Raw genomic sequence first — 12305 nt, 5'->3', positions numbered from 1 at the left:
TTAATTACCATTGTCTATTAGTCAAGCGATTGACGGAAAGAAGGGAGCAGGATACATTATAGATATAATTCATATTTAATCAATCGGGATTATAAACATTAAACTCGCGGAGGTATGTATATGTCATCCAAACCTAAAGTTGTAGTGTGGAGCAAAACCGGCTGTCATTTTTGTGGAGAGATCAAATCGTACCTAGAATCCCAAAATCAGCCGTATGAAAATATCCAAGTGGACGGTAATGATGCACTGCGTGATGTGTTGGAGACCAAATATGGTATTCGCTATGTTCCTGTCGTAGAGGTAGGCGGAGATAACAAATATGAAGCACTTCTTAACCCGGATCTGGAAGAGCTGGGTAAAGTGCTGGAAAGTTATAATCAAGCGGTATAACAATTATATTCAGGAGAGGTGGAAGAGCCATGGCTAAGAATAGACAGATTAAATTGGGTGCGATAATTCACGGTGTTGGGGGAAGCATGACGACTTGGCGCCACCCTGATGTACCGGCGGATGCCAGTGTTAATTTTGAATTTTATAAAACGCAGGCGCAAAAGGCAGAGGAAGGGAAGTTTGATCTCGTATTTATCGCAGACGGTTTGTTTATTAACGAAAAATCCATTCCTCACTTTCTGAACCGTTTTGAGCCAATTACGATTTTGTCTGCTTTGGCTGGGGTGACGAAGCATATCGGACTGGTCGGCACATTGTCGACTTCCTATAGCGAACCGTTCACGGTAGCACGCCAGTTTTCTTCCATTGATCATATTAGTGGAGGTCGTGCAGGCTGGAATGTAGTGACTTCCCCGCTGGAAGGTTCTGCTCTTAACTTTAACAAAGGGGAGCATCCATCGCATCCACAGCGCTATAAAATTGCCGATGAATATTTGCAGGTGACCAAAGGACTGTGGGACTCGTGGGAAGAGGATGCGTTCGTTCGGGATAAGGAAGCCGGCGTATTCTTTGATCCCGACAAGCTGCATACACTGAACCACAAAGGTGAGTTTTTCTCTGTGCAGGGCCCGCTGAACATTGGACGATCCAAGCAGGGACAGCCGGTCATTTTCCAGGCGGGTTCCTCAGAAGATGGCAAAAACCTGGCTGCCAAGGAAGCGGATGCTGTATTTACAGGACATGAAACCTTGGAGGAAGCACAGCAGTTTTACCGTGATGTGAAGGAACGTGCGGTACGCTATGGCAGATCAGAAGAGGATATTGTCATTTTGCCAGGCATTTCGCCGATTATTGGCAGTACCCCAGAGGAAGCGGAACGCAAGTATGAGGCGATTACCAATCTAGTAACGATCGAGGCTGCGTTAAAATATTTGGGGCGTTTCTTCGATCATCATGATTTCTCACAATATCCGCTGGATGAGCCATTCCCTGAGCTTGAGGGTATTGGCAGTAATTCATTCCGCAGTGGTACAGATAAAATCAAACGAACAGCCAAAGAGCAGAATTTGACCCTGCGTGAGGTTGCATTACGTTCAGCTACGCCGAGAACCTCTTTTATTGGGACTGCTGAGCAGGTGGCGGATCGAGTGCAAGAGTGGTTTGAAGGAAAAGGCGCAGACGGATTCATTATCGGTTCCGACGTGCCAACGGGCCTACATGATTTCGTAAATCTAGTTGTGCCTATTTTGCAGGAGCGCGGTATTTACCGTCAGGATTATGAATTTAGCACATTGCGTGAAAACCTGGGCGTACCGATTCCTGAGAATCGTTATACAGCAGCCAGATCCAAAGTGAAAGTTGACGCATAACAGAAGGAGAGAATGAGATGTCCAAGGTTGTCATCCTATCAGGCAGTCCATCTACACAATCCCGTTTGTACGGCTTGATTCACTATGCAACTGAGCAGTTACGGGAGGCTGGAGCAGAGGTTACATTACTGAATGTGGTCGACTTGCCAGCTGAGGATTTGATCAAAGCTAACTTTAATAGTCCCGACGTCACAGCATCGCTTGCGTTGCTTGCAGACGCAGATGCCGTCATTGTGGCTTCGCCAGTATATAAAGCCGCCTATTCAGGGCTATTGAAAATATTTCTGGATCTGGTTCCGCAGGAAGGTCTGAGAGAGAAGCCTGTCTTGCCTTTATTTATCGGCGGTACACTGGCCCATCTGCTGGTCATTGACTACGCCCTGAAGCCGGTGCTCAACGCGCTGGGGGGAAGACATATTCTTGGTGGGGTGTATGCGGTGGATCAGTGGGTCGAGCGCCTGCCGGGTGGAGCATATGGATTGTCCGAAGAGTTGGTTGTACGATTGGACCGTTCGGTTAAAGAACTAAATGAACTGTTAAAGTTATAGATATTTTCAATATTTCCATTGACAGGTCGTTCAGTGAGTTTTATGATACAAAAAACCAAGTTAACTCATTGGATAAATGTATATAAAACTTACTGGGGGACTTGCGTATGAATATCGAGAATATGGAAGCCTTTGTATACGTGAATCATTATGGAAGTTTTAATAAGGCGGCAGAAGCGTTGTTCTTGTCACAGCCCTCTGTCACAGCCCGGATTCAGACGCTGGAACGCGAGCTTGAGTGTAAGTTATTCGACCGTCAAAGCAAACAAACGATTCTAACGGAGGATGGACGAAAGTTCCTTCCTTATGCGGAGCAGATGCTCCAAGTGCTGCAAAAAGGGAAGCAAAAGCTTCAACAGCGCAAGAAAGCCCCTCAGCAAATTCGAATCGGCTGCACGATATCGGTGTCGAACTACATTATTCCTGAAATATTAAAGCAGCTTCGTGCTCGGTATCCGGAAATCAACTACAAAATTGTGACGGCTACGACGGATCAACTGGTACATAAGCTGTTGAACCGTGAGGTAGACATTAGTTTTGTCCGTAAAGTGATGCATCCGGCTATTCGTACGCTTGCCTTTTATGAAGACCCGATTTCCCTGTATGTATATGAAGGCCACCCGTTTACGAAGACAGGTAAGGCTAGCATACAGGATATCCAACGTGAAACACTGGTGTTTTTTGAATGCGGATCATTAGATTGGATGAGGATTCATCGATCTTTTGAATCACTGGAGCAGCCACCGGATATAGCTTTTCAGGTAGACAATGTGGTCACGGCCAAAAAGCTGGTATTGCAAGAGGCGGGCATTGCCTTTTTACCGGATGTCTGTGTGAACCGTGAAGTGAAGGATCAAAAGCTGTTCCGCATTCATGTTCCAGAGGTGGCTGGGGTATCTATGCAGATTAGCATAATCGCGACCAAAGAAGACTGCGCAGTGACCTCGGATTTTGCAGATGCACTGACAGAAGGCTTCCGGGAGGCTGTTTTGTTATAGAAAAGTTCTATAGGTTGGTGGATTGACGTATTGATTTCCAAGTGTTAAATTAATCACATCCTAAAACCAATTAAGTTTATAGGAATTGTAAAATATCAAATGTTATAGCTACCATGTATGTCGCAAACTGCTGATATGCAAAGAGATGAGGGGGATTCATATGAAAAAGTGGTTTGCAATATTGTCTGTTATGGCAATCATTCTGGTGTTGGCAGGCTGCGGTTCCTCAGATGACACGTCTAGTGCGTCAGGTTCAAGCGGAGACGTGAAGAAAATTATCGTAGGCACAGGTACTCAATTTAAAAATGTATGCTTTATTGACGAAAATGGAAATTTAACAGGCTTTGATGTGGAGCTGATTAAGGAGCTGGACAAGCGCCTGCCTCAATACGAGTTTGAATTCAAAACGATGGATTTTGGAAATCTGCTGCTCAGTCTCGATGCCGGCAAGATTGATCTGGTATCGCATCAAATGGAGAAAAACCCGGAACGCGAAGCCAAGTATCTGTTCAACAAAAATCCGTATAGCATTTTTCTGAACAGGGTGGCTGTAGCGAAGGATAATAATAGCATTCATTCCATTGATGATTTAAAAGGGAAAAAGGTACTTACCAGTCCAACCAGTAATGCGGCGTATGTGCTGAAAGAGTATAACAAAACCCACGGGGATGCTCTGAATATCGTATATACGAGTGGTGCAGCCAATGATACGGTGCAACAAATTACGAGCGGCCGTATAGATGCGACCATTACGACAGACTTTGCGAACCGTTTTAACACCGATGAAAAAGGAGAAGTAGCTCTGAAAACCGTCGGTGATCCTTTGACTCAATCGGATGTGCTGTATGTACTGAACAAAAATGAGCAAGGATTGGCGGATGACCTGGACAAAGCCATTCAGGAAGTGAAGGACGACGGCACGTTGTCGAAGCTGAGCATCAAATGGCTTGGAGAGGACTTCACAAAGTCCCTGGAGGATGTGAAAAAAGAAGGTTCCAGCAGTAAGAAGTAAGGACAGACTTGGACATTTCAGCGGTCAGGGTACTTTATGTATTCTGACCGCTGATGTATAGAAAGGAGGCAGGCATATGAGCAGAGAGTTCAATATTGATTATGTTTTTAGCTTTATCCCGAAAATGCTGTCCTATTTGCACATCACCTTGTTTATTGTGGCAAGCTCGCTTGTGTTGGGACTGATCATTGGTCTGTTGGTTGCGCTGCCTCGCATGTATAACATTCCATTTCTCAAACGTGTTTCTCAGGTGTATGTTTCTTTTTTCCGTGGAACCCCTATTCTAATTCAATTGTTTCTGGTGTATTACGGCCTGCCAGAGTTACTAAAGCTGGTGGATATCAATTCCTCCAGGTGGGATGTGCTGTGGTTTGCTGTAGCGACCTATGCGCTCAACAGTGGAGCCTTTATTTCTGAAATTATCAGGTCTGGTGTAGGAGCTGTAGATCGGGGACAAATCGAGGCTGCACAGTCAGTCGGCATGTCAGGCTATCAGACTTTTACACGTATCATCTTGCCACAAGCGCTGGCTGTGGTGGTTCCCGTATTTTCCAATCTGGTCATTGGTAATTTGAAGGATACTTCGCTGGCGTTTACCATCGGTGCGATGGAGATGACAGGAAAATCGCAAACATTAGGCTCGGCTACCCAGCATTTTGTTGAAACGTATATCGCGTTGTCTCTTATCTATCTGGTGATCAGTCTGATTGTACAAAAATTATTCAAGGTGCTGGAAAATACGCTTCTCCGGCATGAGCATAGAGATTCAGTACAGAAAGAGCCCGCAAAACGAAAAGGTTTTGTGGTGCGTTACCTGAGAAGTCCTCGTCTGAGTAAAGGAGGTAAAGGCATATGAGTCTGGACTTTGGATTTGTATACACCGCCTTTTTAGGATTGTTCTCGGCGTTGCCCAACACTTTAATCATTACAGTGGTTTCCGTGCTGGCAGGGTTGGTCATCGGGATTATAACGGCGTTGGCACGAATTTATAACGTTCCTGTGTTGTCGCAAATCTCTCACGCTTACGTTACTTTTATCCGAGGTACACCGATGCTGATGCATCTGCTGCTTATTTATTTCAGTTTGCCTTTGTTGATTGATGCAGGAGCGAAGCATTTCGGTTGGTCACTGCAATCCAAAGACGTTCCTTATATGGTATTTGCACTCATTTCGTTCTCCATTACCAGTGGCGCCTATATGTCTGAGGTCGTCCGTTCCGGAATCCAGTCGGTCAACAAGGGCCAAATTGAGGCGGCTTATGCGGTTGGTATGACGACATGGCAAGTATTGAGACGCATCGTATTTCCACAGGCGTTTGTGGTGAGTTTGCCGAACCTGACGAATTCGGTTATTGGGATGCTGCATGGCTCTACCTTGGCCTTCACGGTTTCGGTCACGGAAATCCAGGCACAGGCTGAAATTCTGGCATCCACCAACTGGAAATATTTAGAGGTGTATATTGCGGCAGCACTGCTATTTTGGGGCTTGACGGTATTGATTGAGCGAATATCCGGCTTGGTGGAGAAAAAAATCAATGTGTTTAATGGAGGTCGAGCATCATGATCCGTCTGCAAAATATTACAAAGTCGTTCGGCAAACATGAAGTGCTCAAAGGCATTGATTTGACGGTAAACAAAGGCGAGGTCGTTGTTATCTTAGGACCAAGCGGTTCAGGAAAAACAACCTTGCTACGCTGCATTAATTATCTGGAAAAGCCGAATGACGGAGAAGTCCGCATTGGCGATTTTACCGTGAACTGCAAGCGACCTGCGAAGAAGGATGTTTTGGCCTTGCGTAAAAAGACGGCTATGGTGTTCCAGCAATATCATTTGTTCAAGCATAAAACTGCGCTGGAAAATGTCATGGAGGGACTCATTGTTGTCCGCAAGGTTAAGCAGGAGGAAGCGAAAAAAATCAGTATTGAAGTGCTGGAAAAGGTTGGCCTCGGCGAAAAACTGAATCATTATCCGAGCCAGCTATCCGGCGGGCAGCAGCAGCGTGTCGGCATCGCGCGCGCTTTGGCGCTGAACCCGGAGGTGATTTTGTTCGATGAGCCGACTTCGGCATTAGATCCTGAACTGGTGGGTGAGGTTCTGTCGGTGATCCGCAAAATCGCAAAGGAAGGCATAACAATGATTGTTGTGACACATGAGATGGGCTTTGCGCGTGATGTTTCTAATCATGTGGTTTTTATGGATGGTGGTCATATTATCGAGGAAGGCACACCGGACGCTATTTTTAATCACCCCAAAGAGGAACGTACTCAGCAATTTCTGAAGCGAATTACACCAGAATATAACTATTCCATTTGACGGGAGAGGGAGACATGAGCATAAAAATCGGAGTATTGGATCAAAGCCCTATACACGAGGGTGAAACGGCGGCACAGGCCCTTCGCAACACAATTAAGCTGGCGCAGCGTGTAGAAGAGCTGGGATTCACACGCTTTTGGGTATCAGAACATCATGATTCCGAGCAGGTTGCAGGCTCATCACCAGAGGTGCTTATTTCCCATCTATTAGCACGTACCGAGCGTATTACCATCGGGTCTGGCGGGGTAATGCTTCAGCATTACAGTCCATATAAAGTGGCTGAAAACTTTAATGTGCTAGCCTCTCTTGCACCGGGGCGTGTAGATTTAGGTATCGGACGTGCGCCAGGCGGGTTGCCGAAATCTACACAGGCGTTACAACGTAACGTGCATGATGCGCCTTCTCTTGAAGAGAAAATTGATGAAGTAAGCCGCTATATTCATAATATCCCGATTGAAGAAGGACCGCTGGCCGGATTACAGGCGAATCCGATTCCAGAAATCCCAGCAGAGATTTATGTTTTGGGTACAAGTACAGACAGCGCTGGAATTGCTGCGCGTTTGGGGTTGCCCTATGTTTTTTCGCAATTTATTAACAGTAGTGAGCAGGTTGCACTGGATTCATTCCGTACGTATCGGGAGTCTTTCGATTACAGTTATGGGCGTGAACCAAAGGCACTTTTTGCGCTATCGGTTATTGTGGCAGACACTTCCGAGGAAGCAGCGGAGTTGGCAGGTGAGCAGAAGCTGTACAAGATTCATCTGGCCAGTGGCAAAACGGCTACAGTGGGGGCGCTGGAAAGTGCAGAGGAATTCGGTAAGCAATCGGGTGAAAAATATACAATTGAAGTCACACAAGCACAAATTAACAAAGGAAATAAAGATGAAATTTATACTGCGCTGACTGAAATACAAGCGAAGTATCAGGCAGATGAGCTGATTGTAACGACAGGCATACGGGATATCGGCAAGCGTGTGCGCTCATTCGAGTTGTTGCATGAAGCTTTTGCCGGGTTGCCTGTGCAGTCCTAGATACTATTGACATAAAAATTGTAACCAATATGGATTCAAGAAGGAGGAATAGGGATGAGTGGATCAACCGGGACGAAGGAGCAGGTTTTGGAGCAGAAATTGGTGGAGATTCGCCGTCATCTGCACCGTTATCCCGAGCTGTCTAACGAGGAGGTTGAAACTACCGCCTATATTCGCCGCCTGCTCAAAGAACAGGATATAACGATTTTGGATGTGCCGCTGCGTACCGGATTGGTAGCGGAAATCGGCGGACAGCAGGAAGGTCCAACGGTTGCGCTTCGTGCAGACATTGATGCACTGCCCATCCAGGAGGAGACGGGATTACCCTATGCTTCGCTACATCCTGGCAAGATGCATGCCTGTGGGCATGATTTTCATACGGCATCCCTGTTAGGTGCAGCCGCATTGCTGAAGCAGCGGGAGCAAAAGCTGAAAGGGACGGTTCGACTGGTGTTCCAGCCAGCTGAGGAGAAAGCCAAAGGCGCTGCCCAAGTGCTGGACAGCGGTGCGCTGGCAGGGGTGCAGGCCATCTTCGGCCTGCATAACAAACCAGACCTGCCCGTAGGCACGGTCGGTATCAAAGAAGGACCGCTAATGGCAGCGGCAGACGGATTTTACATTGAGGTGGAGGGTCAGAGCACACATGCGGCAGTTCCGCATGCAGGGATTGACCCCATTGTGGTATCGTCGCATATCATTACGGCACTGCAATCGATTGTGAGCAGGAGCGTTAACCCGCTCGATAGCGCGGTCATCAGTGTCACGAAGCTGCACAGTGGCAATGCTTGGAACATCATCCCAGACCGCGCTCATTTGGACGGAACCATCCGCACATTTGACGAGAATGTTCGAGCCCAGGTGGCTGAACGCTTCGAGCAGGTCGTCAAGGGCGTAGCCGATGCTTTTGGCACGAAAGCGACCATTCGCTGGATCGAGGGTCCGCCACCTGTACTGAACGACGGTAAGTTGGCTGTAATCGCGGTGCAGGCGGCCGAAGCGGTTGGTCTGGAGGTCGTTCGTCCCATACCTTCCTCGGCAAGCGAGGACTTTGGATTTTATCAGAAGAACGTCCCAGGTGTGTTTGTCTTTGTCGGCACTGCGGGAAGCCAGGAATGGCATCATCCTGCCTTTGATCTGGACGAACGCGCGCTGCCGGGAACAGCGAAGCTGCTAGCTTCACTGGCTGAATCGGCGTTGAAATCCATAGAGTAGGAACACAACGCTACTCTATGGATGCTGATCCCCTCTCTATGAAGAGGGGATCTTTTTGTTTGACGGTATATTATTCCAATGATAATATAAAATTGTTATTTAATTCAAAATTGAGAGTGGGTGTAGGTGAGAGATAAACGTTTGTTATTTTGAATGTGCTCGTAAAAATAACAGGTACGGAGGTTGAAAAAATGCCGAAGAAAAAAGGAATGATCATGGCTTCTTTTTCATTGGTAATGGCTGCTTCTTTACTGGTTGGCGGAGCTAATGTCGGTTCAGCAGCCTCAGATTATGAAAGCACCTCGAATATAGAAATAACCAGTAATAGCTTGGCTGCCGCTGAAATACCTGCTAGATTTAAGCCTTCGGTAGAATGGGTTTGGAAGAATAGGATAGTCAAAGAAGGCTCGACCAACCGTAAAAATTTGATTTTTGATCAAATTTATGCGGGAAAAGGAACGATAAATTATGTAGTGCGCTGGCAATCCTCTAAAAATATCACTCTTCAGCAACGTAAAGATATGGCTTCCATGCTAAGTCGCCAAATAAATAACTGGAATAAGCAGCTAAAAGGATATGACGGCTGGCCGTATGATTATATTACTGTAAAAATAGTAGGCTGGGCCGTTGCAAATCCGTCGCAGATCCTTAACAAACAATCGAATGAAATCGTTTACACGGATACGATTACCGATGACTTGAGTAAAACAGACCCCAATATTCCGGCAAAACTTCCGGTTGCTCCTAATGCACTGTCGAGATTTGAACATTTTATGGACCCTAACTATACGTATCCGGGGGGACTGGACAAGCGATTTGATATGTACTTATGGGGAACGTCTAATTTTCAGGGTGGAGCCGGTGGTGACTGGGGACAACGTATGCCTGATGATTATATCCTGAGCACCTTGAATTCGGATGAAGTTCAGATCACAGAGCATGAGATGGGGCATGGATTCGGCTTGCCTGATTTCTATGAAGAGCACGAGCGTCCACCTGGCGGGTTCCCTGTGCCTACGATTATGTGGGCCGGAAATTCTCCTAAAATTACGGAGTGGGATACCTGGATGTTGCGTTATACCTGGAGCCAGGTCAAGAAGGACACCTCTCGTTTTCCCACCCGTTAAAAGAAAATGTATGTATTCAAAGGTTGTCTCCTGCGATTTTTGGTGGGAGACAACCTTTTTTATTTTATAGATAAACAGTTTGACTCGGATGGGACTGACTTTGGCTTTGCATCAGTATTGTGCCTTCATTTTCGTATGAATGAATCACTAAGAATGAACGGATGTACGATAGTATGTATAATGGACATCAGATATGAAAGAAAAGAGGACAGAAAGCGATGAGTCACGACGTGAATGCTCCTTATGATGTACATGTAGCATATGGACCAGTGTTTGAGCTGCTCAGCAGCTTACACACTTTTATTTGTCGTAAAGCGTATAAGAAGACAGATTTAATAGCATCCAGATGGGCGGACCAAGTGCGTGGAACGCTGTCTCCGAGGCTGTCCGCGTTACTGGAGTCCATGGAAATCAATGCAGACTGGAAAATTATTTATGGACTTGTATGTATGCTTTCTGATCAGGGGGGCGTTGAAGAGGTCGTGGATCGTTTGGAAAGCCAGTCTTTACAGGAACTAAAGCAACAGGCATCAGCCTATGGGATTCCGCTGTCTGACGACATGGAGAACCTCCGTAAACTTGCTTTGCAACTGCTATCCGGCTGGAACGAGGAGTATTTTCGTCACGTGGATACAAGTATCCTTAGCGGCCTGGAACTGGAAGCTGAATGCAGAAAACGGGAGGAGAACGCATATAGCTCTATGGAGCGGGTGGATCGTATAACTAATGGCTTCCGATTCGAGCCTTCCGCTGGACTGACGCAAGTGTTGCTGGTACCGCAATATCATTTTCAGCCGATGAATATTATTTATCGATTTGGGTCACTTTTGTTATGTCATTATTCCGCAGGAGTATATGTTCAGGAGGATGATTTTTTATCACCACAGGAATACCGAATGATTCGAAGTTTGGGAGAGAAGAGCAGGCTCAAGATTTTAAAATATTTGTACCAAAGCCAGTCTCCGCGAACCTTTATTGAGATTGTCCGTCATCTCAAGCTATCCAAGGGAATCACGCATGATCATATATTTAAGCTCCGTGCCGCTGGCTTTATTCATGCACATTTTGATGGCGAAACATTGCTTGGCTACAGTGCACGGCTTACGGCTGTGGATGAGATGCATTGGAGTATCCTTGGTTATATGGAGCGAAAGTAGATCGCAATATTAATTATTGACAAAAATATTTATTTGTGCTATAATTTACAATTAATCCTATTGATATTATAATAAGATTCTCCTGGCCAGGGGAATCTTATTATTGTTTTTATAGGAGGATCAATGTATGAAGCCAAATGAGTCTAGTTTAACTTCCTTAATATCAGCTTTTGGCCGAGCATATCATAGTCAACATGACACACCCAAAATTTTTGATGATTTTATGGCTAAAGATTTAATTTCCCAAAATGAGTTTTCAGATATCAGAGAGAATATGATTAAAGGAATAGCGTTTTTCAATAAAGATATTGCGCAAAGGTTCAAAGATGATCCGGATGAAATTTTAAAATGGATTACACAAGTTCAACTTTCTCCAACGACCTTAGCACGTGCTGCATATTGTGAAAAAGTATTACTTAATGAAGTTAGGTTAGGATTACAGCAGTATGTCATACTAGGGGCCGGGTTAGATACGTTTTGTTTCCGACATCCAGAATTGAAAAATAGCTTAGAAATATTTGAAATGGATCATCCAGCAACACAGGAATCTAAAAAGAAAAGGTTAGCTCATGCAAATTTAAAAATACCGAGCAATCTTCATCTGGTTTCTATGGACTTTGCCCATCCATTTTCGTATTCCAATCTATTGGATGAAGGGTTTGCTAATAAAAAAACATTCTTTAGCCTTCTGGGTGTTTCTTATTATTTAACTAAGGAGGAAATTTCAAGATTAATAAATCATTTGTTTACCAAGGTCCCGTCGGGGAGTTCGATCGTTTTTGACTATGCAGATGAAAACCTTTTTAAAGAGAAAGGCATGTCTAATCGAGTTGAAAATATGGTAAAAATGGCTTCAGTAAGTGGAGAACCCATGAAATCATGCTTTGCTTATGATGAAATTGAGGGAATGTTAGAAGCTTCAGATTTACTAATTTATGAACATCTATCCCCGGATACAATAAATAGCCTTTTCTTTGGTGAGAGGGCAGATTATTTGTCCGCATTCGAAACGATTCATTATATCCATGCTATAAAAAAATAATATAACAATAAATAAGAGACAGCCTCTCAATCTACTATTAGGGATTGAGAGGTTTTATTTATATTTGTACAAGAATTCGGATAGATATTGATGAGCAGAGTTTTTA

13 protein-coding genes are annotated in these 12305 nt (G+C 45.1%); all 13 read left to right on the top strand.

Annotated features, from left to right (window positions below):
• Positions 1-120 precede the first annotated feature (120 nt).
• The 13 genes from HFE01_RS14815 (at position 121) to HFE01_RS14755 (ending at position 12199) form a co-directional block, all read left to right on the top strand.
• On the top strand, positions 121-390 hold the full coding sequence (locus HFE01_RS14815; RefSeq protein WP_017428368.1) for a glutaredoxin family protein: 270 nt from the start codon (positions 121-123) through the stop codon (positions 388-390).
• Positions 391-419: 29 nt separating this feature from the next.
• Positions 420-1760, top strand: a complete 1341-nt coding sequence (locus HFE01_RS14810; protein ID WP_167438429.1) for an LLM class flavin-dependent oxidoreductase — start codon at positions 420-422, stop codon at positions 1758-1760.
• Between the two features lie 17 nt (positions 1761-1777).
• Entirely contained in the window at positions 1778-2308 is a 531-nt protein-coding gene (gene ssuE / locus HFE01_RS14805; RefSeq protein WP_016821107.1) for an NADPH-dependent FMN reductase, read from the top strand.
• 107 nt (positions 2309-2415) lie between these two features.
• Positions 2416-3306 carry a LysR family transcriptional regulator gene (locus HFE01_RS14800; RefSeq protein WP_016821108.1) on the top strand — a complete coding sequence of 297 codons (891 nt, stop codon included), beginning with the start codon at positions 2416-2418 and terminating at the stop codon, positions 3304-3306.
• 160 nt (positions 3307-3466) lie between these two features.
• Positions 3467-4318 carry a transporter substrate-binding domain-containing protein gene (locus HFE01_RS14795; RefSeq protein WP_016821109.1) on the top strand — a complete coding sequence of 284 codons (852 nt, stop codon included), beginning with the start codon at positions 3467-3469 and terminating at the stop codon, positions 4316-4318.
• A 76-nt stretch (positions 4319-4394) separates the two neighbouring features.
• Positions 4395-5174, top strand: a complete 780-nt coding sequence (locus tag HFE01_RS14790) for an amino acid ABC transporter permease (RefSeq protein WP_019687081.1) — start codon at positions 4395-4397, stop codon at positions 5172-5174.
• Positions 5171-5881: an amino acid ABC transporter permease gene (locus HFE01_RS14785; RefSeq protein WP_016821111.1), complete on the top strand. Its 711-nt coding sequence runs from the start codon at positions 5171-5173 to the stop codon at positions 5879-5881. Before HFE01_RS14790 ends, HFE01_RS14785 begins: the two co-directional genes overlap by 4 nt.
• Positions 5878-6630: an amino acid ABC transporter ATP-binding protein gene (locus HFE01_RS14780; protein WP_017428372.1), complete on the top strand. Its 753-nt coding sequence runs from the start codon at positions 5878-5880 to the stop codon at positions 6628-6630. Before HFE01_RS14785 ends, HFE01_RS14780 begins: the two co-directional genes overlap by 4 nt.
• A gap of 14 nt (positions 6631-6644) precedes the next feature.
• On the top strand, positions 6645-7661 hold the full coding sequence (locus HFE01_RS14775; protein ID WP_167438428.1) for an LLM class flavin-dependent oxidoreductase: 1017 nt from the start codon (positions 6645-6647) through the stop codon (positions 7659-7661).
• A gap of 54 nt (positions 7662-7715) precedes the next feature.
• Entirely contained in the window at positions 7716-8873 is a 1158-nt protein-coding gene (locus HFE01_RS14770) for an amidohydrolase (protein WP_167438427.1), read from the top strand.
• Positions 8874-9064: 191 nt separating this feature from the next.
• Entirely contained in the window at positions 9065-10000 is a 936-nt protein-coding gene (locus HFE01_RS14765; RefSeq protein ID WP_017428375.1) for a hypothetical protein, read from the top strand.
• A gap of 218 nt (positions 10001-10218) precedes the next feature.
• On the top strand, positions 10219-11157 hold the full coding sequence (locus HFE01_RS14760) for an ArsR family transcriptional regulator (RefSeq protein WP_167438426.1): 939 nt from the start codon (positions 10219-10221) through the stop codon (positions 11155-11157).
• A 127-nt stretch (positions 11158-11284) separates the two neighbouring features.
• Complete coding sequence (locus HFE01_RS14755; RefSeq protein ID WP_016821117.1) at positions 11285-12199, top strand: class I SAM-dependent methyltransferase; 915 nt, start codon at positions 11285-11287, stop codon at positions 12197-12199.
• Positions 12200-12305 lie beyond the last annotated feature (106 nt).

Source organism: Paenibacillus sp. EKM10P (assembly GCF_011800655.1).
In the GTDB taxonomy this organism is placed as follows: domain Bacteria; phylum Bacillota; class Bacilli; order Paenibacillales; family Paenibacillaceae; genus Paenibacillus; species Paenibacillus polymyxa.
This window is presented reverse-complemented; position numbering and strand designations above follow the sequence as displayed.

Coding starts and splice junctions, on each gene's coding strand:
- HFE01_RS14770 (WP_167438427.1), top strand. CDS start 7,716: ATGAGTGGATCAACCGGGACGAAGGAGCAGGTTTTGGAGCAGAAATTG.
- HFE01_RS14755 (WP_016821117.1), top strand. CDS start 11,285: ATGAAGCCAAATGAGTCTAGTTTAACTTCCTTAATATCAGCTTTTGGC.
- HFE01_RS14810 (WP_167438429.1), top strand. CDS start 420: ATGGCTAAGAATAGACAGATTAAATTGGGTGCGATAATTCACGGTGTT.
- HFE01_RS14785 (WP_016821111.1), top strand. CDS start 5,171: ATGAGTCTGGACTTTGGATTTGTATACACCGCCTTTTTAGGATTGTTC.
- HFE01_RS14775 (WP_167438428.1), top strand. CDS start 6,645: ATGAGCATAAAAATCGGAGTATTGGATCAAAGCCCTATACACGAGGGT.
- HFE01_RS14800 (WP_016821108.1), top strand. CDS start 2,416: ATGAATATCGAGAATATGGAAGCCTTTGTATACGTGAATCATTATGGA.
- HFE01_RS14780 (WP_017428372.1), top strand. CDS start 5,878: ATGATCCGTCTGCAAAATATTACAAAGTCGTTCGGCAAACATGAAGTG.
- HFE01_RS14790 (WP_019687081.1), top strand. CDS start 4,395: ATGAGCAGAGAGTTCAATATTGATTATGTTTTTAGCTTTATCCCGAAA.
- ssuE (WP_016821107.1), top strand. CDS start 1,778: ATGTCCAAGGTTGTCATCCTATCAGGCAGTCCATCTACACAATCCCGT.
- HFE01_RS14760 (WP_167438426.1), top strand. CDS start 10,219: ATGAGTCACGACGTGAATGCTCCTTATGATGTACATGTAGCATATGGA.
- HFE01_RS14815 (WP_017428368.1), top strand. CDS start 121: ATGTCATCCAAACCTAAAGTTGTAGTGTGGAGCAAAACCGGCTGTCAT.
- HFE01_RS14765 (WP_017428375.1), top strand. CDS start 9,065: ATGCCGAAGAAAAAAGGAATGATCATGGCTTCTTTTTCATTGGTAATG.
- HFE01_RS14795 (WP_016821109.1), top strand. CDS start 3,467: ATGAAAAAGTGGTTTGCAATATTGTCTGTTATGGCAATCATTCTGGTG.